At 38.8% G+C, this 22,961-nt stretch carries 23 protein-coding genes and 1 other annotated feature; of the genes, 19 read left to right on the top strand and 4 right to left on the bottom strand.

All coding sequences use genetic code 11. The features are described 5' to 3' along the window. Positions 1–18: 18 nt before the first annotated feature. Both yidC and LA20531_RS02600 read right to left on the bottom strand, forming a co-directional pair. Entirely contained in the window at positions 19–987 is a 969-nt protein-coding gene (yidC, locus tag LA20531_RS02605) for a membrane protein insertase YidC (protein WP_056939741.1), read from the bottom strand. Positions 988–1,027: 40 nt separating this feature from the next. Further along, positions 1,028–1,300 carry an acylphosphatase gene (locus LA20531_RS02600; RefSeq protein WP_056939740.1) on the bottom strand — a complete coding sequence of 91 codons (273 nt, stop codon included), beginning with the start codon at positions 1,298–1,300 and terminating at the stop codon, positions 1,028–1,030. 87 nt (positions 1,301–1,387) lie between these two features. Between LA20531_RS02600 and LA20531_RS02595 the strand changes: the two genes are divergently transcribed. From LA20531_RS02595 to LA20531_RS02550, 10 genes are all read left to right on the top strand, one after another. Then, positions 1,388–2,155: a TrmH family RNA methyltransferase gene (locus tag LA20531_RS02595; RefSeq protein WP_056939739.1), complete on the top strand. Its 768-nt coding sequence runs from the start codon at positions 1,388–1,390 to the stop codon at positions 2,153–2,155. Between the two features lie 92 nt (positions 2,156–2,247). Further along, positions 2,248–2,598 (top strand): winged helix-turn-helix transcriptional regulator, encoded by a 351-nt coding sequence (locus LA20531_RS02590; protein WP_056939738.1) that lies wholly within the window; start codon positions 2,248–2,250, stop codon positions 2,596–2,598. 38 nt (positions 2,599–2,636) lie between these two features. Beyond that, positions 2,637–2,844: a binding site (T-box leader), on the top strand. Positions 2,845–2,881: 37 nt separating this feature from the next. Then, positions 2,882–3,931, top strand: coding sequence for a phenylalanine--tRNA ligase subunit alpha (gene pheS / locus LA20531_RS02585; RefSeq protein ID WP_056939737.1), 1,050 nt, complete (start codon positions 2,882–2,884; stop codon positions 3,929–3,931). Between the two features lie 3 nt (positions 3,932–3,934). Further along, positions 3,935–6,349, top strand: a complete 2,415-nt coding sequence (pheT, locus tag LA20531_RS02580) for a phenylalanine--tRNA ligase subunit beta (protein ID WP_056939736.1) — start codon at positions 3,935–3,937, stop codon at positions 6,347–6,349. Between the two features lie 79 nt (positions 6,350–6,428). Further along, entirely contained in the window at positions 6,429–6,905 is a 477-nt protein-coding gene (gene greA, locus LA20531_RS02575) for a transcription elongation factor GreA (protein ID WP_056939735.1), read from the top strand. Between the two features lie 61 nt (positions 6,906–6,966). Next, positions 6,967–7,881 (top strand): L-lactate dehydrogenase, encoded by a 915-nt coding sequence (locus tag LA20531_RS02570; RefSeq protein ID WP_056939734.1) that lies wholly within the window; start codon positions 6,967–6,969, stop codon positions 7,879–7,881. 110 nt (positions 7,882–7,991) lie between these two features. Further along, entirely contained in the window at positions 7,992–9,275 is a 1,284-nt protein-coding gene (gene pepT / locus LA20531_RS02565; protein ID WP_056939733.1) for a peptidase T, read from the top strand. A 34-nt stretch (positions 9,276–9,309) separates the two neighbouring features. Beyond that, the gene (locus tag LA20531_RS02560; RefSeq protein ID WP_236704137.1) at positions 9,310–9,627 is read left to right on the top strand and encodes a low temperature requirement protein A; all 318 of its coding nucleotides are present in this window, start codon (positions 9,310–9,312) and stop codon (positions 9,625–9,627) included. A 91-nt stretch (positions 9,628–9,718) separates the two neighbouring features. After that, positions 9,719–10,324, top strand: a complete 606-nt coding sequence (locus LA20531_RS02555; protein ID WP_236704136.1) for a low temperature requirement protein A — start codon at positions 9,719–9,721, stop codon at positions 10,322–10,324. A 13-nt stretch (positions 10,325–10,337) separates the two neighbouring features. After that, positions 10,338–10,988, top strand: a complete 651-nt coding sequence (locus LA20531_RS02550; RefSeq protein WP_056939732.1) for a glucose-6-phosphate 1-dehydrogenase family protein — start codon at positions 10,338–10,340, stop codon at positions 10,986–10,988. Positions 10,989–11,045: 57 nt separating this feature from the next. On the opposite strand, the gene LA20531_RS02545 is transcribed toward LA20531_RS02550, so the two are convergent. Next, on the bottom strand, positions 11,046–11,969 hold the full coding sequence (locus LA20531_RS02545; protein WP_056939731.1) for an N-acetylglucosamine kinase: 924 nt from the start codon (positions 11,967–11,969) through the stop codon (positions 11,046–11,048). A gap of 109 nt (positions 11,970–12,078) precedes the next feature. Next, complete coding sequence (locus LA20531_RS02540; RefSeq protein WP_056939730.1) at positions 12,079–14,667, bottom strand: YfhO family protein; 2,589 nt, start codon at positions 14,665–14,667, stop codon at positions 12,079–12,081. Positions 14,668–14,757: 90 nt separating this feature from the next. Here LA20531_RS02540 and LA20531_RS02535 point away from each other — a divergent pair, with 90 nt between their 5' ends. From LA20531_RS02535 to glnA, 9 genes are all read left to right on the top strand, one after another. Then, positions 14,758–16,866, top strand: coding sequence for a peptidoglycan D,D-transpeptidase FtsI family protein (locus LA20531_RS02535; RefSeq protein WP_056939729.1), 2,109 nt, complete (start codon positions 14,758–14,760; stop codon positions 16,864–16,866). 75 nt (positions 16,867–16,941) lie between these two features. Then, positions 16,942–17,091: a 50S ribosomal protein L33 gene (rpmG, locus tag LA20531_RS02530; protein WP_006351577.1), complete on the top strand. Its 150-nt coding sequence runs from the start codon at positions 16,942–16,944 to the stop codon at positions 17,089–17,091. Between the two features lie 54 nt (positions 17,092–17,145). Beyond that, positions 17,146–17,709, top strand: coding sequence for a 5-formyltetrahydrofolate cyclo-ligase (locus LA20531_RS02525; RefSeq protein WP_056939774.1), 564 nt, complete (start codon positions 17,146–17,148; stop codon positions 17,707–17,709). A gap of 37 nt (positions 17,710–17,746) precedes the next feature. Beyond that, positions 17,747–18,427, top strand: a complete 681-nt coding sequence (locus LA20531_RS02520; protein WP_056939728.1) for a rhomboid family intramembrane serine protease — start codon at positions 17,747–17,749, stop codon at positions 18,425–18,427. Positions 18,428–18,436: 9 nt separating this feature from the next. Then, on the top strand, positions 18,437–18,667 hold the full coding sequence (locus LA20531_RS02515) for a YqgQ family protein (RefSeq protein WP_013438376.1): 231 nt from the start codon (positions 18,437–18,439) through the stop codon (positions 18,665–18,667). Between the two features lie 58 nt (positions 18,668–18,725). After that, a complete protein-coding gene (locus LA20531_RS02510) occupies positions 18,726–19,127 on the top strand; it encodes a rhodanese-like domain-containing protein (RefSeq protein ID WP_013438375.1) in 402 nt (133 codons plus the stop codon). Positions 19,128–19,203: 76 nt separating this feature from the next. Next, a complete protein-coding gene (miaA, locus tag LA20531_RS02505) occupies positions 19,204–20,124 on the top strand; it encodes a tRNA (adenosine(37)-N6)-dimethylallyltransferase MiaA (RefSeq protein WP_056939773.1) in 921 nt (306 codons plus the stop codon). Further along, positions 20,117–21,364, top strand: coding sequence for a methionine gamma-lyase family protein (locus LA20531_RS02500; RefSeq protein WP_013642276.1), 1,248 nt, complete (start codon positions 20,117–20,119; stop codon positions 21,362–21,364). Before miaA ends, LA20531_RS02500 begins: the two co-directional genes overlap by 8 nt. A gap of 140 nt (positions 21,365–21,504) precedes the next feature. Continuing rightward, the gene (glnA, locus tag LA20531_RS02495) at positions 21,505–22,842 is read left to right on the top strand and encodes a type I glutamate--ammonia ligase (protein ID WP_056939727.1); all 1,338 of its coding nucleotides are present in this window, start codon (positions 21,505–21,507) and stop codon (positions 22,840–22,842) included. Positions 22,843–22,961 lie beyond the last annotated feature (119 nt).

Raw genomic sequence — 22,961 nt, 5'->3', positions numbered from 1 at the left:
CCTTTTTTTGTATCTTAATTATTTTCTTCTTTGTTGCTTACCCTTGTTGCGGTTACGTAAATCTTGGTGCAATTCTTTCTTAGCTTCGGTATTAGCAGTATTGCTTTCGCCGCTAGGATTGAATAAAGCATCAACCTTTTCTTGGGTAACAACTACTTCAACAGGCTTTTCCTTTAATTCTTCAGCCACGTGTTGCTTAACCTTAGGGGTGAGGACGAAGGTGACGATTAATTGCTGGATAATCATTACCAAGTTACCTGCGGCCCAGTATAAAGCTAACGCACCTGAGAATGACAAACTGAAGAATAAAGTCATAATTGGGTTAACGATCATCATCGATTGCATTGTCTTCTTTTGTTCTTCAGGGATGCCGATCAATGAGATGTAACCTTGAATAACTGTGAAGACAGTCGCAACGATCGCCAAAACTACTGATTTTTGACTAAGGGAGATGCCAAAGAATGTTGAGTGCGCTAATTGTGGTGAGTAAAATACCGCTTGGTAAATTCCCCACATAATAGGCAACTGAATAATCAAAGGCAAGCATCCCATACCGCCAGTCAAAGAAACTTGGTTCTTTGAATATAGCTCTCTTTGCCAACCTGACAAGGTCATTTGTTGGTCAGGGGTAATTCCCTTATGCTTCATTGCAGTTTGAATGAGCTTCATTTGTGGCTGCAGACGGGCCATTTTTTCTTGTTGGCGTACGCTCTTATTTTGTTGTACAAGCATAAGAGGCATCAAAGTAAGACGAACGACAAAAGTAATGATCACGATACCCCAACCAGCGCCATTTTCGCCGCCGATCATGTGGGCAGTTTGGATCATAATGTTTTGCAAGGGACGACCTAACCATTGGTAAACCCAACCATAGATTCCGCTGTGAGGAGCCACATTAGGGTTATTGGTAGCGCCACATGCACTCAATACAAGAGCAGCAACTACTAAGAGTGCCAATACTCCTGTATATCTCTTAATTTTTTTCATTAAAATAATCACCACTTAGTTTCTATTAAAAAATGTATCTCTAATATAATACATTAAAGCTATGCATTTTTTCCACATTTGAGGCTAATTCTTGGTCAATGTTTTCAATATGAGCAAAACCTGATGCAGATGGCAATTTTTCAATAAAGCGATCAAGCTCGCTAGGTTCGCCTTGGATGTAAATAGTTACGGTGCCGTCTGAATTATTTCTTACTGTGCCGGGGATGCCCATTTTATTGGCCAGCATTTGTGTGCTCCAGCGAAAACCTACGCCTTGAACTAAACCCGAAACAACTAATTTTCTAGTTTCCATAGTGAATGCCTCGTTTTCAATTAATTTATCTTTTTTCTATATACAATTATCCATTATAATGGGGAGAGAAGCAAAAAGGAGAGAATTATGCAACAAATTAGTTCAGTTAATAATGCAACAATTAAAAAATTAGCTAAATTAAAGCAAAAGAAATATCGTGATGAAGAAAACCGCTACTTAATTGAAGGGTTTCACTTGTTTGAAGAAGCTGTTAAAGCAGGCAAGAAATATCAATATGTCTTAGGAACAGAAGAAGCTTTTGATCAAGTAAACGAAGACTACGATATTGATTTAGATGGCAAAAACGTCATTTTAATCAATAAAGCAATTGCCCGTCATTTGAGCAGCACTAAGAATTCACAAGAAATCTTCATGGTACTTAAGATCGATCAACCTAAGGAATTTCCATTTAATTATGGTAAATGGGTCTTGCTTGATAATTTAGCTGATCCAGGCAATGTTGGTACGATCATTAGAACTGCCGATGCCGCTGGTTTTGATGGCGTGGTTTTGTCACCAGAAAGTGCTGACTTATACAATCCTAAGACGCAACGCGCTATGCAAGGAAGTCAATTCCACATTGATTTGATTAAGCGCGGCTTAGCAGACGTCATCACTGATTTCCAAGATTCTGCGATTCCTGTTTATGCCAGCATGCTTGATAAATCAGCTAAGCAATTGCAAGACTTTGAGAGGGTGCCTCAACTTGCTTTAATTATCGGTAACGAAGCACATGGCGTAAGCGAAACTATTGCTAGTTTAAGCGATGAAAAGCTGTATATTCCAATTAAGGGCAAGGCTGAATCTTTGAATGCGGCAGTAGCTGCCGGCATTATGATTTACCATTTTGCTTAGCACTTGTAATTAGTAAGTAGTTTTTCTATAATAGATAAGAAAATATAATAATATTTTTACTGGAATTATACCAATGAATAGGAGAGTTACTTATGCAAGAAGTTAAAGAAAAAAAGGAGACAACTCCTTGTAAACCGGAAGATTATGAATTGTGTAGTCACTTTATCAATGCCTTTAGAATAATCGGCAAGAAGTGGAACGGCTTAATCATTAGCTCATTATGCGACACAGAGGATATGCGTTTTAAGGATCTAGTTCGCTGCATTGAAGCTTGCTCTGACCGTGTTTTGGTTGAGCGTCTTAAAGAACTTGAGCAAGACGGTATTGTAAAGCGCACTGTTAACAAAGACACAGGCATTATTTCCTATAGCTTGACCGAAAAGGGGGCTGACCTTAAGCCAGTCTTTGATCAAGTTCATGATTGGGCAGATAAGTGGGCCTAGGAGCTTGCAAGAATTCCAAAAAAGAAATATTATATTAGTTAATTACTAAGATCAAGACTAGTAACAATGTTGCTATCTAGACAGAGAGTCTTCTTTAACAAGCTGAAAGAGAAGATAGACAAGCAGTTGTGAATTTCATCTTGGGAGTAGAATCTAACCCATTCCGGTATTTCACCGTTAACGAAAGCTTAAGTGTGGACATACTATGTCCAAACTAGGGTGGTACCGCGAAGCTTCGTCCCTACTGGGACGGAGCTTTTTTGTTTTTGAAAGGAAAGAATTAATGGACTTATTTGATAAGTTAAAAGAACTTCATGAAGAAGGACTCAAGCAAATCAATAAAGCTACTGACGAGCAAACTTTAAATAAGGTAAGAGTTGAGCTTGTTGGTCGTAAAGGTGAATTAACCAAAATTTTGCACTCAATGCGTGATGTTGCACCAGAAGACAGACGTGAAGTCGGTCAAAAGGTAAACCAATTGCGTGACTTGTTTAACACTCAATTGGATGCAGCTAAGGAAGATATCGTTAAAGCTGTTTTGGCTAAGCGTCTTGAAGATGAAAGAATTGACGTTACTTTGCCAGGTCGTGAAGGCCACTTAGGTTCAAAGCACCCAATCAACATCATCTTAGATGACCTTGAAAGCTACTTCATTGGTATGGGCTACAAGGTTGTCCAAGGTCCAGAAATTGAAACAGACCACTATTGTTTCGAAATGATGAACTTGCCTAAGGATCACCCAGCTCGTGATATGCAAGCTACTTTCTACATTGACGATGAAGACTTGCTTAGAAGTCAAACTTCAGGTGACCAAGCTCGTGTCCTTGAAAAGCATGACTTCTCAAAGGGCCCACTTAAGATGGTTGGTCCTGGTAAGGTTTACCGTCGTGATGATGACGATGCAACTCACTCACACCAATTCATGCAAATGGAAGGTTTGGTTGTCGATAAGAACGTAACCATGAGTGATTTGAAGGGTACTCTTGAAATGATCGCTAAGCACGTCTTCGGTCAAGATAGAGCAACTCGTCTTCGTCCAAGTTACTTCCCATTCACCGAACCATCAGTTGAAATGGACGTATCTTGCTTCAACTGTAACGGCGAGGGGTGTCCTATTTGTAAATACACTGGCTGGATCGAAGTATTAGGTGCCGGTATGGTTCACCCTAATGTTTTGGAAAATGCTGGCGTTGACTCAAATGTTTACGGTGGTTTCGCCTTCGGTGTAGGACTTGATCGTTTTGCAATTTTGAAATACGGCATTGACGACATCCGTGACTTCTACACTAACGATGTTCGTTTCTTAGAGCAATTCCGCAAGGAGGAAAAATAATAGATGTTAGTTTCATATAATTGGTTACAAGATTTTCTTAATTTAGATCAAGAACCTCATGCTTTAGCTGAAAAGATTACTCGTACTGGTGTTGAAATTGCTGAAGTTAAGCACCCAGAAGAAGGACTTAAGAAGCTTGTCGTAGGTAAGGTCCTTGATTGTAAGGGCGTTGAAGGTACCCACCTTCACTTGACTCACGTTGATGTTGGCGAAGATGAACCACTTCAAATCGTTTGTGGTGCTCCTAACGTTGATGCAGGCGAATTAGTAATTGTTGCTCTTCACGGTGCTAGAATTGCTGGCAACGAAAAGATCAAGAAGGGCAAGATCCGTGGCATGGAAAGTTACGGTATGATCTGTGGTTTGCAAGAAATTGGTTTTAACGATTCTGTAGTACCAGAAAAATTCGCTGATGGTATTTATGTCTTCCCTGAAGATGCTGACGTAAAGCCAGGTCAAGATGTCTACGAAGCTTTAGGCATGGACGACTACATTTTAGACTTCGATATTACGCCAAACCGTGCTGATACTTTGAGCATGGAAGGCGCAGCTTACGAAGTTGGTGCTATCGTTGACCAAAAGCCTAAGGTCGAAGACGTTGTCTTAAAAGAAGATGGTCCAGACTGGACTGATTCACTTGACGTTAAGGTAGACGAAAAGCTTGCTTCTAAGTTCTACTTACGTAAATTGACTGGTGTTAAGATTCAAGACTCACCACTTTGGATGCAAAGACGCTTGTGGAATGCAGGTATTCGTCCAATTAACAACGTCGTTGACGTAACTAACTATGTCATGCTTTTGACTGGTCAACCAATGCACGCTTACGATGCCAAGACTTTCGAAAGCGGTAAGTTAGAAGTTAGATTGGCTAACAAGGGCGAAAAGTTTACTTTGCTTAACGAAAAAGAAGTTGAACTTGATCCAAAGGATATCGTCATTACAGATGGTGAAAAGCCAGTGATGATGGCTGGCGTAATGGGTGGTTTGAACTCAGAAATTACCTCTGAAACTACTGACGTAATTCTTGAATCCGCAATCTTTGATCCAACTTTGGTTAGAAGAGCTGCTCTTCGTCACGCTAACCGTACTGAAGCTTCAAGTCGTTACGAAAAAGGTACTAACTGGGATGCCACTGAAAAGGCAATCAACATGGCTGCACTTCTGCTTAGAAATGATGCTAGTGCCACTGTTGATGAAGGTATTATCAAGGCTGCCGACACTAAGCGTGAACCAGTTGCAGTTAAGACTACCATTTCTCACATTAACAAGGTTTTAGGTTCAGAAATTAGTCCTGAAGACATGCTTAAGATCTTTGATCGTTTAGGCTTCCCAGTTGATCGTGATGGCGATGACATCACTGTTCATATTCCTAATAGAAGATGGGATATTTCAATTCCTGCTGACTTAGTTGAAGAAGTAGGCCGTATCTTTGGTTACGACAACTTGAAATCAACTCAACCACTTTTGGCAGAAACCCACGGTGGCTACTCAGAAAAAGAAGAAATGATGCGCCGCATGAAGGCTATTGTCGAAGGTCAAGGCATGATGGAAGCTATTTCTTACTCATTGACTTCACCAGAAAAGGCTACTCGCTACACTAAGGATCCTAAGGAATCTGTTAAGGTCCAAATGCCTTTGAACTCAAGCCGTTCAGTTTTGCGCCAAAACTTGATGACTGGTTTGGTAGATGCAGCTAGCTATAACTTCGCTAGAAAGCAAACCCAATTAGCATTGTTTGAACAAGGTCGTGTTTACGATCACGATGGTGGTACATACAACGAACATGAACACCTTGCTACCTTGTACTCAGGCAATACTTTTGCTGAAAACTGGCAGCACTTAACTCAAAAGGTAGACTTCTACTTTGTTAAGGGTCAATTGACCAACTTGCTTACTGCAATCGGTATCGATCCAGAAAAGGTAGTTTACAAGGCTGAAGGTATTAAGGGGATGCACCCAACTAGAACTGCTGGTATCTACATCGATAAACAATACGTAGGTATGATCGGTATGATTGCTCACGCAGTAACCTTGTCAGACAAAGCACTTCGCAACGCAGAACTTTATGGTTACGAAATCAACCTAGATGTAATCATTCCAATGCTTACTAAGGGCATGACTGCTGTTCCAGCACCTAAGTTCCCAGCAATTGAACGTGACCTTTCACTTTTGGTTGATAAGGAAGTAACTAACCAAGAAGTTGAAAACGTAATTAAGTCAAACGCTGGTAAATACTTGGTTGACCTCAAGGTAATCGATGTTTACGAGGGTAGCCACATTGCTGCAGGCAAGAAGAGTTTTGCTTACAACTTGACCTTCTTGAACAGAAAGGATACCTTAACTGATAAAGTTGTTAATAACGCAATGGACAAGATTATTGCCGGTTTGGAAAACGATCTTGACATTAAAGTACGTTAGTTTAAGGTTGACTTTACTGGTGTAAACCAATATCATTGATCAGTGCAAAGAAAATTTAATTTCTGAGGAGTTAAAAAATATGCCTGAAAAATCTTATCCAATGACTGCTGAAGGTAAAGAAAAACTTCAAGCAGAATTAAAGAATTTAAAGTTAGTTAAACGTCCAGAAGTAATTCAACGTATTAAGGTTGCTCGTTCATTCGGTGACTTGTCAGAAAACTCTGAATACGATGCAGCTAAGGACGAACAAAGTCACGTAGAAGACAGAATCGCACAAGTTGAAGACATGCTTAAGTATGCTCAAGTTGTAGATGCTGACAGTGTTGATCCAAACGAAGTTTCAGTTGGTAAGACTGTTACCTACACTGAAGTTGGTACAGATGATCCAGAAACCTACACTATCGTAGGTAGTGATGAATCTGATCCATTGAATGGCAAGATCTCAAACGATTCACCAATCGCACAAGCTTTGCTTGGCAAGAAGAAGGGTGAAACCGTATCAATAACCACTCCTGGTGGCAAATTTGACGTTGTAATTAACAAGGTTGAAGCCTAATAATCAAAGAGGGGTAGGTAACTACCTCTCTTTTTGCTCTTTATAGAAGAAAGGATTCCTTATGAGAAAAGTAGGTATTATCGGCTTAGGCCACGTTGGTGCAACTGTTGCGTATACTTTGTTTACTCACGGTATCGCTGATGAATTAGTTTTACTTGATAAAAATGAAGACAAAGTAGCAGCTGAATACAATGACTTACACGATACATTAGCAAGAAACAATTACTACGTTCGTGTAACTATGCAAGATTGGCATGAATTAAAAGATGCTGATGTAGTTGTAACTGCTTTTGGTGATATCGCTGCTAGTGTTAAGACCGGCGATCGTTTTGGCGAATTCGAACTTAACGCTAAGAATGCTAAAGAGGTTGGAGAAAAGATCAAGAATTCTGGCTTCAAAGGCGTATTGATCAACATTTCTAACCCATGTGATGCAGTTGCACAAATTTTGCAAGAAACTACTGGCTTATCTAAGAACCAAGTCTTTGGTACAGGTACTTTCCTTGATACTGCTAGAATGCAAAGAATTGTTGGCGAAAAGCTTGGTCAAGACCCAAGAAACATTGAAGGCTGGGTATTAGGCGAACACGGTTCATCACAATTTATCGCTTGGTCAACTGTGCGTGTAAACAACAAGATTGCTATTCAATTGTTTAGTGAAAATGAACAAAAGAAATTGAGCAAGCAACCTAACAAGAACTCATTTGTTGTTGCTAACGGTAAGGGTTACACTAGCTATGCAATTGCTACTTGTGCAACACGTTTGATTCAAGCTGTCTTTTCTGATGCGCGTTTGTTTGCTCCTGTATCTGTTTATAACCCAGAATACAAGACTTACATCGGCTACCCAGCTATTATTGGCCGTGATGGGATTGAACAAGTCGTTGAATTGAAGCTTACTTCAAGTGAACGTGAAAAGCTTCAAGCCGCAGCTGACAAGATTAAGGAACACCTTGATCAATTGAAGAACAAGTAAAAGACAATAAAATCCAAGAACGAAATTTCTTAAAAGAGATTTCGTTCTTTTTTTCTTTAAAAATTAGTGTAAAATTAAATAAAGATTAATTTTTAGACAGGAGGAATTTGATGTCCTTTTACGATTTAGACTTTATTGAAAAAACATTTATTCATTACGCTAAAGAAAATACTAGATCTTATGAAGAAAAGCATGATCAAGTACCAACTTCGATCGGTCAAGTTAAGATGGGCAAGGAGTTGACTAAGCAGCTTCAAGAGATTGGGTTGGATGCCTATTACAATGAAAAAACTGGCTTTGCAATTGGTCATTTGAAGAAAAATGTAACCGATGATGTGACACCAATCGGCTTCTTTTCTCATATTGATACGGCTGATTTTAATGCGGAAAATATTAGGCCACAGGTTCACCGCAATTATGATGGTAAGAGAGTGGTGCTGGATGAAAAAGAAGGTATTTATCTTGATCCGAAAGATTTTCCGGCATTAGCCAGCTGCAAAGGAGAAACTTTGATTACTTCAGATGGACATACTCTACTTGGGACAGATGATAAAGCGGGGATTGTCGGAATCTTGAGCATGCTTAAGTATTTGACTGAACATCCTGACATTGAACACGGTGATATTTATATCGGCTTTGGCCCAGATGAAGAAATCGGTTATGGTGGTCGCCGTTTTGATGCTAAAGATTTCCCTAATGTTGAATTAGCCTATACTTTGGAAAATGGTCGTCCCGGTGATTTTGAATATGAAACCTTTAATGCCACAGAAGCGCAAATCCATATTCGTGGCACTGTTGTTCACCCAGGTGAAGCTTATGGCTTGATGGTGAATGCCGCAACGTTGATGAATGATTTCTTGGATCGTTTACCAAAAGATGAAGTACCAGAAAAATCTAAGGGACACGATGGCTTTATCTTGGTGTTAAATGCGACAGGTTCAGTTGATCATGCTGACATTAGTTTGATTATTAGAGATTTTGATTGGAATAAATTTACTGCAAAAGAACAATTAATTAAAGATATTGTTGCTGAACTTAATGAAAAATATAGCGATCGTTTTTCACTGAAGATGCGGCGTCAATATGAAAATATCTACAACGTGATTAAGGATCAACCATATGTGGTCAACTTAGCGCTTGATGCATATAAAAAGCTTGGTATTAAGCAAAACATTCAAACTTTTAGAGGCGGCACTGACGGTAACTTCATTACGCAAAAGGGTATCCCTACGCCTAACTTGTTCAACGGTGGCGGTAATTACCATGGTCGTTACGAATATGCGACAGTTGAACAAATTGATAAATTGGCCGAAGTATTGACCGAAATCGTGAAAGAGCATTTATACCAGACTAGAAATGGTCGTGATGAGGCACCTTTGAAGAAATATTGGTAAAATTAAGCGATAGATATTTTTTAAGGGGATAAGTATGAAGAAAATAATTGCTAAACCGGTAGGGATGTTTGAACTTTTTTACGATTTAGTTTTTGTTTATGCAATTTCAAAAATCAAAGCCATGGTTCACCATCCAGTAAATGGCGGTATTCCGTTGACTAATTTATTGCAATTTCTGTTTGTCGTAATTGTGGTCATGCAGATATGGCTATATCAAGCGCTGTATTTTAACAGGTATAGTCAAAATCATTATTTTGATATAACCGGATTTTGTTCAACATGTTTGTCATGGTTTATTTGGCCAACAATATCAATACCGAATGGCGGATTACATTCCAACACTTTAACTTAGCCATGGTAGCGATGCTGGTCGATTTGATCATGCAATATTGGGTAGGGACGTCGAAGGATGAAGAAACGATAAAAAGCCATTTATCTTGATATTGGCGATTGAATTGTTGCTGGCTATAGTTGGTTTGCTTGTTGGCTATCAAATTGGCATCTATATCGTAATCGTCGGTTATATTTGTGGCTTTTTATTGCCATTATTGATGTATGATAAGTTTCAAGCTGGACAAGTTAACTTTCCGCATTTAGTTGAACGAGTAAGTTTAATCGTGATCATTGCTTTTGGCGAAGCAATCGTCAATTTGGCTAGTTACTTTAATAGTGAGACACCGATTACTTATGCAGTTTTATTGTTTGTTTCGCTTTGCTCGATGTTTGCCAGCTATGTGAATTTTTCTGAGAAAATCATCAATCATCATCAGGTAAGCAAAGGCTTTGTCTTGATGTATAGTCATATTGCATTAGTTGCAGCGATTCTAATGACTACAGTTGCAACGCTTTATTTAAATTCAAAAGCGATAAAACTCACCTTTGTAGCGTGGTTTATAATTGCTTCGCTTGCTTTATTAATATTGATTTTTATCATAGGAGCTGTATTTACTCTTGCTTTGCACCAGAGCAGAGTGGCAATGATGATCATCTTGTTTGTTTGGAATGCAGCTTATGCTATATTTGTCGGCATAAAGAGTAGTAGTATTTGAGTAGGGGATGCAAATGACAGAACTAACAGAGGACATGTTTGCGATTTTTGATCAGCCTGAGTTTTCTTTTAAAAAGATCAAGGAAAATCATTCACCAGAAGAAGTAGCACAATTAAAAGATGAATTTAAAGCGGTTTGGCAAACTTGGAAGGCTGTTAATCAAACTGTAGCTAAGAAATTGCCAAATGAGAAGTTTGCTAAGGTTCACGTTGAAAGCTGGACCAATGGTTGGAATCTGCGCGATCATTATTGGGCATCATATCGTTTAGCAAGATTAGAAAATGCTAGTTCATGTATTGGTGTAATGCTTGATAAAAAGCAATTGCAGGTCTATTTAATGTTTCAACATTATAAAAGTGAAAGTCGAGATGGAACTCCAGAAGAATATAATCACTTATTAACTGATATTCCTGATTGGTGTAAAAATATAGATAAATCGTATTGGTATCTATGGGATAAAGACGAGATGGAGTTTGTCGATCATCTTAGTCTAGAAAAATACTTGAATGATTCATCGGTTCAAAAGCAGTTTAATGATGAGGCAAAGAAGACGAGTTTTCTACTTGGAAAATTTGCCTTTCGTAAGCAAGATAGAGTAGATGACATGGAGGAGTTTATTTTAAGTGGAATTAATGAATTAACTCCTTTGTATGAAAAATTGTAGAAAAAAAGAGATCCGAAATTTTCGGATCTCTTTTTTGTGTAACTATCAGAATTTAAATTAACGATCTTCGTGGTTAGTGAAGTAACGGTAGTCCTTACTCTTGTCAAACAATACGGCACGAGCGTTTTCACCGTTTGAAATTGAGAAGATAACGTCAGGGTACTTGCTCTTAACTTCATCTTCTACAAGACCTCTAAGCATGGCGTTGTTAGCTAAAACTGAGCCAGTTAAAGCAATCTTCATTGGTTTTGGATCTTCGTAACGGTCCAAACCGATGATAATGTCACGAGCTAACAAGTGAGCTTGTTCCTTAATGATCTTGGTTGCATCTTCGTCGCCCTTGTCAGCAAGCTTAGCAACGTGAACTGCCATACCAGCTACTTCTGGGTTAGACATCTTGTAGAACTTAGCGTTACATTCATCCATGTGTTCAACGTTGAACAACTTAGTGAACATGTCGATAAGTGAGTTGTGTTCACGTTTGTCCCAGCTAAGAAGAGCTGATTGCATAGCTGAACGAGCAATAGCGTAACCTGAACCTTCGTCACCTAAGATGTTGCCGTAACCACCTACAGCGATCAAGTGACCATTTTGTAAGCCATTGTAAACAGAACCAGTACCAGCGATAACCAAAGCACCATCATCGCCTTCAAGGCCTGCGTAAAGAGCTAAAAGTGAGTCGGTAATAGCACGAGTTGGCAGGTTGTTGATTCTTGATGAAATAGTTGCAGCAACTTCTGGAGCATTACCAACAACAGAAAGACCAGCGATACCAACTAATACACGCATGCAGTCGCCATCAATCTTGTTTAATAATTCGTTGATAGTGTCGGAAATATTTTTAATTCCGCCTTCGTAGTCAGCATTAATTTGACCTGGACCGCCTTCGGCACGACCAAGTTCTTTGCCATTTTCGTCATATGCGATTGCAGTTGAGTGAGTACCACCTGCGTCAACACCAATTTGGTATTTAAGAGCCATATTTTCAATCTTCCTTCTATATTAATTTACCCGAATTATAACGTATACATTTTATTACATTTTCATATGACAGGTCTAGTATTAATTTTGTTGTTAGCGCTAACACTAATTATTTTCTAATGCTTAAATAAAGAAATAATGTAAGCAAACTAATAGCTATGCCAATCAAGAATACCCAAGGAACGTAAATTAGAGTAATCTTGTGTGTACCTTTATTTAATTTAAAATTCAAAAAAGTATTCATAAATAGTATTTTATTTTTGTGAATTATATGACCATTATCTAAAATGAGCCAATTAAAACTGTTAGGAATAGTTGAATTCATTGTTTCCGTCTTTTTAGTGCTAAATGAATTAGAGTGAATTGTTAAAGCGGAGGTTTGTTTGAACTGTGGCTGCTTTTGCTTAAATTTGTCCATTATTTGCTCAAGCTGTTTAGTGTTCAAACGCCAAAGGTTAGCCGCATTTAGATTTAATTGATTATTTTTAAGCGTGAAAACTACATGAATAGTTTGGCCACGCTGACGACTGCCTAGATTGATTAAGCGAGAATTCTGATCACGTACGTCGGTATTAATGCTGTTGCCATTAACGGTTAAGCTGATTGAGTCATTATCAATATCACCAGGGAGCTCAAGATAGTATGAGTCGTCAGTTTGTGGTTTAAAGTTAAAGATTATGCGTCCTTCTTTAGCCTTATCTTTCTTGGTGTATTGCATCCAGCCGCCGTCCCAGCCCGAAATATTAATTAATTTTGGATCAGGCCAGGTTACGCTAGAGAATAGTTGTGTTTGTTTTCCCGTAGCTGCTTCAAAGAATTTATTTTGATTGCCAGTAATATCGGTTGAATCAAATTTAACTTTAGTCGTAGATTTAGGCGTTAAGAATAAAAATGGTAAAGTATCGTCATTTTTCATCAAAACTAGTTGCTCAAATTTTTTCACAATATCGTAGTCGCTGGTATCGATTCGGTTGCTGGAATTGCTATATTTCATCTGCTCATTTGCCTTAAGCGGAGTGATATCGTCATTAGGTAAAATGTAGTATTTAACGCCAAATAAATCGTCGGTAATTGGTGTGCTGCCATAATTGGTGTAGGAATTGCTGTTGTTGACGAAGCCCAAGTTGCTTAAAAGATTTAAAACGCGTTGGTTAGAAATAGAATTAAAAGTGCTGAGGCCGTAGTAATTTGCACTGAATGGATCATCGTCGGAGCGATAGAACGTTTTTTCCATCCGATATAATCTGTCGTCATGATCTTTAGCATATTGTGTAACTTGTTTAGTATTTTGAACGAAATTTTGGTAATCAGCGTTGTTTTGGTAGGCCAAATTGTTTAATGATAGAACCAGATTAATGATCAATTCTAGCTCAATAATTAAACAGAAGAACGGAGCTGCAAAGTTGCTTCTGTTGTGGATGAAACCGATGAAAAGAATACCAAGTGCTAAAAAGGCGGCAGAGGCAGTCTGAGCATTTTGATTCAAAAAGGTAAATGACTTAGAGTCTACGGTAATGAAAACGATTAGTCCGATCGCTAGTAGGATTAAAACGCCTATTTGCCAGAAACTGATTTTTTCACGCTGCTTCAGCGCGATGATTGCTAAATCTAATGCAAAAAAGATCAACACAAAAGAGAAACGACCTGGATACCAGACAGGGAATTGACCTAGGTGACAAATTAAGACTAGCGGTGTCCAGAATAAAGAAACAACTAAAAAGATCAATAAAATGCCATTAGCTAGTTTGTACCGCCAGTTGATTTTTTTACTTAAGAAATAAAAGATTGCTAGCAAAACGAAAGGCAGGGCAATATAGATATTGGGCATTCCTTCCTGCATTTCATGAAAGTCGTATGCGCCATCTGCTAGTTTGGCTAATTCGTTATACGGAGCAAATTGAAAGCCCAAGGACCAAGTGGCACTTGAAGCAGCCTTTCCCTGTAACATTTCAACTGCGACGGGCAAAAGCATGAATGCGTCTAAAAATGAACCCCACATGCTTTTCTTCAAATATTCCCAGAAAAGTGGCCAGCGCTCTTTTTTATTGAAGAAAAATAGTTTGCTTAAAAGATAAAAGAGGCCAAAGGCAAGGGCCATATAAGCCGTGTAAAAATTGGTGAACCACAATAAAAAGGTGATCAAAATCAAATGATTCTTCTTTTGCTCTAGCACGCGGTTGATTGCATCAATCAATAATGGCAAAAGCATTACCGAATCTAGCCACATTAGGTTAAAATGGTTAGCGATGGTGTAACCTGATAAAGCATAAGCGGCACTGGCTGCTAAAGCGTAAAACTCATTATCGATTTTTTGTTTCCAATAATAATAGCTGGTTAGACCCGCTGTCGCAATTTTAGCAGCAATAATGACGAGCACCATCTGCGACAGAAATTTCTGCGGCGCTAAAAACAAAAGCAGGTTAAAGGGGCTAAACAGATAGTAGGCATCCGTTGCCAGCATTGAGCCCCCTAAGCCGCTTGAAAATGAATAAATGAGTCTAAGCGGGTGAGTAAACAAGTTGCTTCTGAAAAAGGCTAAGAAGTCGACATATTGCTGGCCCAGATCAACAGTTAAAACTCCATTTTTGGTATAGAAGAAATAACTTAAGAAAATGAGGCCGGGCAAAACAAAACTGATCAAATAAAGCACTTTTTCTTTATTGAAATTTAACTTAAGCGTTTGAAAATATTTTGTCATATTAAAATTTATCTAAGCTCCGTTCTCAATCGTAGAATTAACGTTCAGTTTTTGTTAAAATACATACAGTTTTAGTAAGGGACGATTTACGTGGATTATTTTAGAAAAAACAGTGGGACTGGTTCAAATAAACAGTCCTCAACTCCAATAAGAATGCGAATCATTCTGGGTGTTATTCTCGTGCTTTTTGCGATGCTGATAGGACAATTGGCATATCTGCAATTGGTCTACGGTTCTCGCTTTAAGGCAGAGGTTCAACAGTCTGATTCAACAGTTGTATCTAACCAAGTACCCCGTGGGGTAATGTATGATACTAAAGGGCGCGTCCTAGTAGGGAATAAGGCAACTAATGCCATTACCTATACTAAGAGTGCTTCGACTACCACGACGCAGATTTATCAAATCTCAAATGCGTTGAGTAATTACATTAAGATTACCGATGAAAAGCCAACAAAGCAAATGGTAGCCGATTATTATTTAGCTGATGAGAATAATAATACGAAGATTTCAGCACAATTGCCTAAGTCAGATAAGGTTGATGCAGATGGTAATAAGAAGACTAACTCAGAAATTTACAAGGCTGAACTTAATTATGTTGAAAAGATGAATCTGAAGTTGAATGAAAAGCAAAAGACTGCTGCTTTGATTTTCAACAAGATTTCCGGAGCTTATACTTTATCAACTATTTACATTAAGAATAAAGGTTTGACTGATAAGGAAATTGCTCAAGTTGGTGAACACTTGTCAGAACTTCCTGGTGTTGGTATTGGTACCGACTGGCAAAGATCATATCCAAATGGTTCATCAATCCAGAGTATCATTGGTTCTGTTTCAACTGAAAAGTCAGGTTTGCCTAGCGACAACTTACAATATTACTTAAGAAATGGCTACTCAAGAAACGACCGTGTTGGTACTTCATATCTTGAAGAAGAATATGAACCACTTTTGAAGGGGACAAAGTCAACCAGTCGAGTAACTACTAAGTCTAACGGTAATATTCAACAAACCAAAACTGTTTACAATGGTCAAGCTGGTGCAAGTTTGATGCTGACAATTGATGCCAAGTATCAAAAGCAAGTTCAAGCTGCATTAAAGCGTGTATACAGCTCAGCCGAATCAGCCGGTGCTGCACGCTACTCTAACGGTGCCTATGCCGTTGCTATGAATCCTCAGACTGGTGCGCTTTTAGCCGTAGCTGGTATTAACAGAAATACTAATACTGGTAAGACTACAGATAACGCATTAGGTGTAATCAACCAATCATTCGTTATGGGTTCTGTAGTTAAGGGTGCTACTGTTTCTGGCGGTTTGATTAATCATATTATTACGCCAACTAACAACACCTTGCCTGATACGCCAATTTACTTGCCAGGTTCTCCAGTTAAGAAATCTGTTTACCCAATCGGTACATTCAGTTCTCTTGATGCCGAAACTGCTCTAGAAGTTTCAAGTAACATCTACATGATGCACCTTGCTATGAAGTGGGTAGGTGCAAAGTACGTGCCTAAGCAATACATTCATATGCCTAACGATTCATTTGATATCTTGCGTAGAAACTTCGCTATGTTTGGTTTAGGTCAAAAGACTGGTGTTGACCTTCCAGGTGAAGTTTCAGGTATTGAAGGTAAGTCATTTAACTCCAAAGGCAACATTTTGTCAGGTTCAGTACTTGACTTGGCCTACGGTAACTACGATGCATATACGCCAATTCAATTAGTACAATATGTTTCAACTATTGCTAACGGCGGCTACAGAATGCAGCCTTACATCGTTCAATCTGTTGGTAAGACCAGCAAGGACGGTAAGAAGATTTACATCAATTACAACAAGAAGCCTAATGTCCAACAAGCAATTCCTTGGACACCAGATGAATTGAATGTTGTAAGACAAGGTTTCTGGCGCGTAGTTCACGGTACTAACGGCTGGGGTACTGCTCACCCATTGAAGAACGTTAAGCCTTCAATCTCAGGTAAGACTGGTACTGCCCAAACCTTCTACTACGATGCAGAACACCCTAACAGAAAACACAATATCGAATTAATCAACGCTACCTTTATTGGTTATGCTCCATCTAAGAATCCAAAACTTGCGGTTGCAGTTGTTTTCCCAGGACTTGATCCAGATGGTGAAGGTACATATACTTTACAGGTAGCTAAGGCAATGATTCAGGATTATTTCAAACTTCATTCAACAAAATAATGATTAAGACTGGTCAAATTGCTTGAAAAATGCTATTCTAGTACAGTCAGAATAAAAGTGTAGGTGGTGAAAGAAATGGCAGATAACATCATTTTAGAATGCACCGAATGTGGCGATAGAAGTTACTTATCTAAGAAGAACAAGCGTAAGCATCCGGAACGTTTATCTTTGAAGAAGTATTGCCCAGTTGAAAGACGAGTAACACTTCACCGTGAAACTAAGTAATAAACCAAAATAGCAGGTTCAGTGCCTGCTATTTTTTTATTTTTGGACGAGAAAATGAAAAAAGCAGAATTAAGAAAAGAACAAATCAACAAATTAAAAGAATTCGCGAATACAAAAGAAAAAGAGACTGAAGATAGCATCCTGTTAGAGAAGCTAATGGAGACCGACTTGATTAAAAATAGCCAAACAATTGGCGTGACCGCTTCTCTGCCTTTTGAAGTCGATACGTCAGAATTAATCGCCAGATTGTGGGAAGCTGGTAAAAAGGTTTATTTAGCTAAGGCTAGAGCAGACCAAGATCATACATTGGACTTTCTTCGTTACACTTATATGAGCAAGCTGGTGAAATCAAAATTTGGCGTTGAAGAAATTGCTGATGGGGATACCGAAGTTAATAACGAGCTTGATCTGGTGATTGTGCCTGGTTTAGCTTTTGCGTTAGACTCACATGTTCGTTTAGGTTTTGGCGGCGGTTATTATGACCGTTTTTTGGCTAAATATAATCCTAAGACTGTCTCACTAGTAAGTTCGCCAATGCAGTTTGCCAGTTCAGAATGGCCAGTAGAAAAAACGGATATTCCAATTCAAACGATTGTGACGACTGACAAAATCTATTAAAATATATCCAAATAACGAATTTTAAGGGGATTTTTAAATGAATCGAAGAATCAACCTGTCGCAAGCATTTGTGACAATGGGTATTTTAGTAGTATTATTGATCGTCTTTTTGGCTGAAGTATTCCTTGGCGGTTCAGAAAATACCAACGTATTGATGAAAATGGGTGCCATGAGCAACTACGCCGTAGTGGTTGGCAACCAATGGTGGCGTTTATTTACTGCCCAATTTTTGCATATTGGTGTAATGCACTTGGTTTCTAACGCCGTAATTATTTACTACATGGGGCAATATATTGAACCGATTATGGGTCACGCTAGATTTTTAGTGACTTATCTTTTAGCCGGTATTGGCGGTAATCTAATGAGTTTAGCCTTTAGTTCCGACCGCGGTTTGAGCGCTGGTGCTTCCACTGCTTTGTTTGGTCTTTTTGGTGCGATGACTGCAATTGGACTTCGCAATATTCATAACCCAATGATCAGTTTCTTAGGTAGACAGGCCTTCGTTTTAGCCTTAATTAACCTGGGGATTGATATTTTTGCCCCTGGCATCGATATTTGGGGTCACCTCGGTGGTTTGATTGTCGGTTTCTTATTAGCGGTTATTTTAGGCGATCGTGTAATGAAGACTTACAATCCTAAGTGGCGTGTTTTGGCTGGTGCCGTACTAATTTTTTATGTAGTTTGGACAGTTAGAACAGGTATGATTATTAACTTCTAAGGAAAAGCAATGAAGACTTTATATGATGTACAGCAGCTTTTAGAGAAATATGGCATTTTGGTTCATATTGGTAAAAGAATCTGGGACATTGAACTAATGGCCTTAGAACTCGACAATATTAATAAGGCTGGTTTGATCGATCAACATGATTATATGATGGCTAAACTTATTTTACGTAGAGAATATCGCATTGAAGAACTCAATGAAAAAAAGAAAGATAAGAAAAACAATAGCAAGTAAATTAGTTTAGCGGTATCATTATATTTGTAAACTTTTATGAAAGGGCAGATTAGATTTTATGTCGAGTTTTTTAATTGTCTTAGATACTGTTTTATTAGTTATTCTTTTAGTCTTCGGTGGTGTTTGGGCCTGGAATAAGATTCAAGCCAAATCCCTCGGCGGTGAATTGACTAATGAAGAATTTAAAGAAGGCATGCGTAAGGCACAAATTATTGATCTGCGAGAAAAAGAGCCTTTTAAACGCAAGCATATTGATGGTGCGCGAAGCTTGCCATATACGATGCTTAAGTATCAATATAATGAACTTAGAAGTGATTTGCCGGTTTACCTTTACTCAGACTCAAACACAATCACATTGAGAGCTGCCCGTTTCTTGAAGAAAAAGGGCTTTGTTTCAGTCCACTGGCTTAAGGGTGGTTTTGAGACCTGGGACGGCAGAACTAAAAAGTCTAAATATTAATTTGAAAAACACATTTGGGAGGAGAATCTGCTCAAATGTGTTTTTTCGTTTAAAAATGGATTGTGAAAGTGATGATATGCAAAAAGTATTAGCCATTGTTGGCCCAACCGCGATTGGCAAGACTGATCTGGCTATTGCCTTAGCCCAGAAATTAAATGGTGAGATCGTCTCAGGTGACTCTATGCAAGTTTACCAAGAAGTCGAAGTTGGTACCGCCAAAGCAACCAAAGAGGAACAGAGCAAGGTTAAACATTACCTAGTAGATACGCGCTCTGTGTTTGATGAATTTTCAGTCAAAGATTTCGTTGACGAAGCCCAAAAAGCTATTAAAGAAATTAGTGCTAAAGGTAAATTGCCAATTTTAGCTGGAGGTACCGGTTTTTATGTCAATGCCTTGCTTAACCAAATGCAGCTGGGTGAAAAGCAAGAAGAAAATCGCGGTACGTCGCAAAAATGGAAAGATTATCTCGCTCGCTACGGCCCAGAAAAACTGTGGCAGGTATTAAATGAAAAGGATCCGGCTGCAGCTAAGAAGATTCCGGTGCCTAATTCACGTAGAACGATGCGGGCACTGACCGTAATTGATCGTACTGGTAAGAAATTTTCGGAACAACAAAAGAAGATTGACCCCCGCTATGATTATTTGATTATCGGCCTTAATTCTGATAGACAGGAAATCTATCGCAGAATTAATTTGCGCGTCGACAAGATGATGCAAAAAGGGATGCTGGATGAAGCTAAATTCATTTATGAGAATCGTGCTAAAGAGCATCAAATTTTGCAGGCGATTGCTTACAAGGAATTCTTTCCTTACTTCGAAGGCAAGGAAGATTTAGACAGCTGTGTTACGCAGTTAAAAACTGCTTCGAGGCGGTATGCTAAACGACAATTAACTTATTTTAGAAATCAACTACCCGTCGTTTGGTTTGATCCGCTGAATGATCCTGATTGTAAACAAAAGATTATTGCAAAAGTCGAGGAATGGAAAAATGAATAATTTACCAGAAAAACTACAAAAGATTGTCAAAGAAGTTGATCAACAAATTGCTCCTAAATTGGCAGAAATTGAAGATCAGATCGTTTTTAACCAAGCTAAGGTACTTAAAGCTTTCCAAGATAATGCCGTCGCAGAAGCCGATTTAAGCGGTTCTACGGGCTATGGTGATGACGATATGGGCCGTGACAAGCTTGATCGGATTTATGCCCAAGTTTTTGATACTGAAGATGCTTTAGTACGTCCACAATTCGTTTCAGGTACGCATACTTTATTTGTTGCTTTAAACGGTAACTTGAAGTCAGGCGATACTTTAACTTATTTAACTGGTCAACCTTATGATACTTTGCAAAAAGTAATCGGCTTAACCGTTGATAAGCGTGGTACTTTGGCTGAAAAGGGCGTGAAGTTTTCATACGTGCCACTAAATGATGAAAATACTGTTGACTATGATCAAGCAGAAAAGATTCTGAAGCGTGATCAACCCAAGATCGTTGCTATTCAACGTTCACGTGGCTACTCAACTAGAAAGACTTTCACCATCGATCAAATTAAAGAAATGATTGCCTTTGTTAAGAAGGTAAGTCCTAAGAGTATTGTCTTTATTGATAATTGTTACGGTGAATTTTCTGAAAAGCACGAAGCAACTGAATACGGTGCCGACTTAATGGCTGGTTCTTTAATCAAGAATGCCGGCGGTGGTCTAGCCAAGACCGGTGGCTACATCGTGGGTAAAAAGGACTTAGTAGAAAATGCTAAACTCGCTTTGACTGCACCTGGCTGTACCGATGAAGGAGCTACTATTGGCAACTTGCATGACTTCTATGAAGGCTTCTTCTTGTCACCTAACGTAACTGGTATGGCCGAAAAGGGTATGATTTTTGCGGCTGCATTGTTTGATAAGATGGGCATGAATGTAACGCCTGCCTGGGATGAAAAGCGGAGTGACATTATCGAAACAATCATCTTCAATGACCCAGACAAGATGGTGAAGTTCGTTCAAGAAGTACAAAAGAACTCGCCAATCGACTCCTTCGTAACTCCAGAAGCTGTCCACATGGAAGGCTACGAAGACAAGATTATTATGGCTGCTGGTAACTTCGTTTCAGGTTCAACAATTGAATTCTCAGCAGATGGTCCGATTAGACCACCTTACGCAGTATATATGCAAGGCGGTTTGACTTATGCTCATGACAAGGTCGCAATCATTAATGCGGTTCGCGATACATTTTTTAACAAATAGTAAAAGTTAAAAAATATTACTAGACCAATTTGACTTTTTTAAATTGATCTGCTACTGTATTAAACAGTTCTAGGAGATGAAAATCAAATCATAGGACCATACCAATTTAATGTTTTTTGTTTTTAATAGGTGGAAAAGCTATGAGTAAACAATATACTACAGAAGAAATTAGAAAAGAAGTAGCAGACAAAGACGTAAGATTTTTACGTTTATGCTTCACTGATATTAACGGTACTGAAAAGGCTGTTGAAGTACCAACTAGTCAATTGGATAAAGTGTTGACTAATGATATTCGTTTTGACGGTTCTTCAATTGACGGCTTTGTTCGTCTTGAAGAAAGTGACATGGTTTTATACCCTGACTTATCAACTTGGTCAGTATTGCCATGGGGTGACGAACACGGTGGCAAGATTGGTCGTTTGATTTGTTCAGTTCACACGACTGATGGTAAGCTATTTGCAGGTGATCCGAGAAACAACTTGAAGCGTGTTCTTGGTGAAATGAAAGAAGCTGGTTTCGATACCTTTGATATCGGCTTTGAAATGGAATTCCACCTCTTCAAGTTAGATGAAAATGGTAACTGGACTACTGAAGTTCCAGACCACGCATCATACTTTGACATGACTTCAGATGACGAAGGTGCACGTTGCCGTCGTGAAATCGTTGAAACTTTGGAAGAAATTGGTTTCGAAGTTGAAGCTGCTCACCACGAAGTTGGTGATGGTCAACAAGAAATCGACTTTAGATTCGATGATGCTTTAACTACTGCTGACAGATGCCAAACCTTTAAGATGGTTGCTCGTCACATTGCTAGAAAGCATGGTTTGTTTGCTACATTTATGGCTAAGCCTGTTGAAGGTCAAGCCGGAAACGGTATGCACAACAACATGTCACTCTTCAAGAACAAGCACAATGTCTTCTACGACAAAGATGGTGAATTCCACCTTTCAAACACTGCACTTTACTTCTTGAACGGTATTTTGGAACATGCTCGTGCAATTACTGCAATTGGTAACCCAACTGTTAACTCATACAAGCGTTTGATTCCTGGTTTTGAAGCACCTTGCTACATTGCTTGGGCTGCTAAGAACCGTTCACCACTTGTTCGTATTCCAAGTGCTGGTGAAATTAACACCCGTTTGGAAATGCGTTCAGCTGACCCAACTGCTAACCCATACTTGTTGCTTGCTGCATGTTTGACTGCTGGTCTTAATGGTATCAAGGAACAAAAGATGCCAATGAAGCCAGTTGAAGAAAACATCTTTGAAATGTCAGAAGAAGAAAGAGCAGAACATGGCATCAAGCCACTTCCAACTACTCTTCACAACGCAATTAAGGCATTTAAGGCTGATGACTTAATCAAGAGCGCTTTGGGTGAACACTTAACTCACAGCTTTATCGAATCAAAAGAATTAGAATGGTCCAAGTACTCACAATCTGTTTCAGATTGGGAACGTCAACGTTACATGAATTGGTAATTTAGTAGATTATCAAGTAAGAATCCTCGCTCTGTGCGAGGATTTTTTATTAATTTTTAAAGTTTGAGCAATGTCAAACGGGCAAATATGCTATATAATATTTAGAAATAAAGGTAATA

Origin of the sequence: Lactobacillus amylovorus DSM 20531 (assembly GCF_002706375.1) — a bacterium.
GTDB lineage: Bacteria > Bacillota > Bacilli > Lactobacillales > Lactobacillaceae > Lactobacillus > Lactobacillus amylovorus.
Note: the sequence above shows the minus strand (reverse complement) of the source record. Positions and strands in the feature narration are given on the sequence as shown.

Coding starts and splice junctions, on each gene's coding strand:
- yidC (WP_056939741.1), bottom strand. CDS start 987: ATGAAAAAAATTAAGAGATATACAGGAGTATTGGCACTCTTAGTAGTT.
- pepT (WP_056939733.1), top strand. CDS start 7,992: ATGTCCTTTTACGATTTAGACTTTATTGAAAAAACATTTATTCATTAC.
- rpmG (WP_006351577.1), top strand. CDS start 16,942: ATGGCAGATAACATCATTTTAGAATGCACCGAATGTGGCGATAGAAGT.
- greA (WP_056939735.1), top strand. CDS start 6,429: ATGCCTGAAAAATCTTATCCAATGACTGCTGAAGGTAAAGAAAAACTT.
- LA20531_RS02560 (WP_236704137.1), top strand. CDS start 9,310: ATGAAGAAAATAATTGCTAAACCGGTAGGGATGTTTGAACTTTTTTAC.
- LA20531_RS02525 (WP_056939774.1), top strand. CDS start 17,146: ATGAAAAAAGCAGAATTAAGAAAAGAACAAATCAACAAATTAAAAGAA.
- LA20531_RS02595 (WP_056939739.1), top strand. CDS start 1,388: ATGCAACAAATTAGTTCAGTTAATAATGCAACAATTAAAAAATTAGCT.
- LA20531_RS02515 (WP_013438376.1), top strand. CDS start 18,437: ATGAAGACTTTATATGATGTACAGCAGCTTTTAGAGAAATATGGCATT.
- pheS (WP_056939737.1), top strand. CDS start 2,882: ATGGACTTATTTGATAAGTTAAAAGAACTTCATGAAGAAGGACTCAAG.
- LA20531_RS02590 (WP_056939738.1), top strand. CDS start 2,248: ATGCAAGAAGTTAAAGAAAAAAAGGAGACAACTCCTTGTAAACCGGAA.
- LA20531_RS02600 (WP_056939740.1), bottom strand. CDS start 1,300: ATGGAAACTAGAAAATTAGTTGTTTCGGGTTTAGTTCAAGGCGTAGGT.
- LA20531_RS02545 (WP_056939731.1), bottom strand. CDS start 11,969: ATGGCTCTTAAATACCAAATTGGTGTTGACGCAGGTGGTACTCACTCA.
- LA20531_RS02500 (WP_013642276.1), top strand. CDS start 20,117: ATGAATAATTTACCAGAAAAACTACAAAAGATTGTCAAAGAAGTTGAT.
- LA20531_RS02520 (WP_056939728.1), top strand. CDS start 17,747: ATGAATCGAAGAATCAACCTGTCGCAAGCATTTGTGACAATGGGTATT.
- glnA (WP_056939727.1), top strand. CDS start 21,505: ATGAGTAAACAATATACTACAGAAGAAATTAGAAAAGAAGTAGCAGAC.
- pheT (WP_056939736.1), top strand. CDS start 3,935: ATGTTAGTTTCATATAATTGGTTACAAGATTTTCTTAATTTAGATCAA.
- LA20531_RS02550 (WP_056939732.1), top strand. CDS start 10,338: ATGACAGAACTAACAGAGGACATGTTTGCGATTTTTGATCAGCCTGAG.
- LA20531_RS02570 (WP_056939734.1), top strand. CDS start 6,967: ATGAGAAAAGTAGGTATTATCGGCTTAGGCCACGTTGGTGCAACTGTT.
- LA20531_RS02540 (WP_056939730.1), bottom strand. CDS start 14,667: ATGACAAAATATTTTCAAACGCTTAAGTTAAATTTCAATAAAGAAAAA.
- miaA (WP_056939773.1), top strand. CDS start 19,204: ATGCAAAAAGTATTAGCCATTGTTGGCCCAACCGCGATTGGCAAGACT.
- LA20531_RS02510 (WP_013438375.1), top strand. CDS start 18,726: ATGTCGAGTTTTTTAATTGTCTTAGATACTGTTTTATTAGTTATTCTT.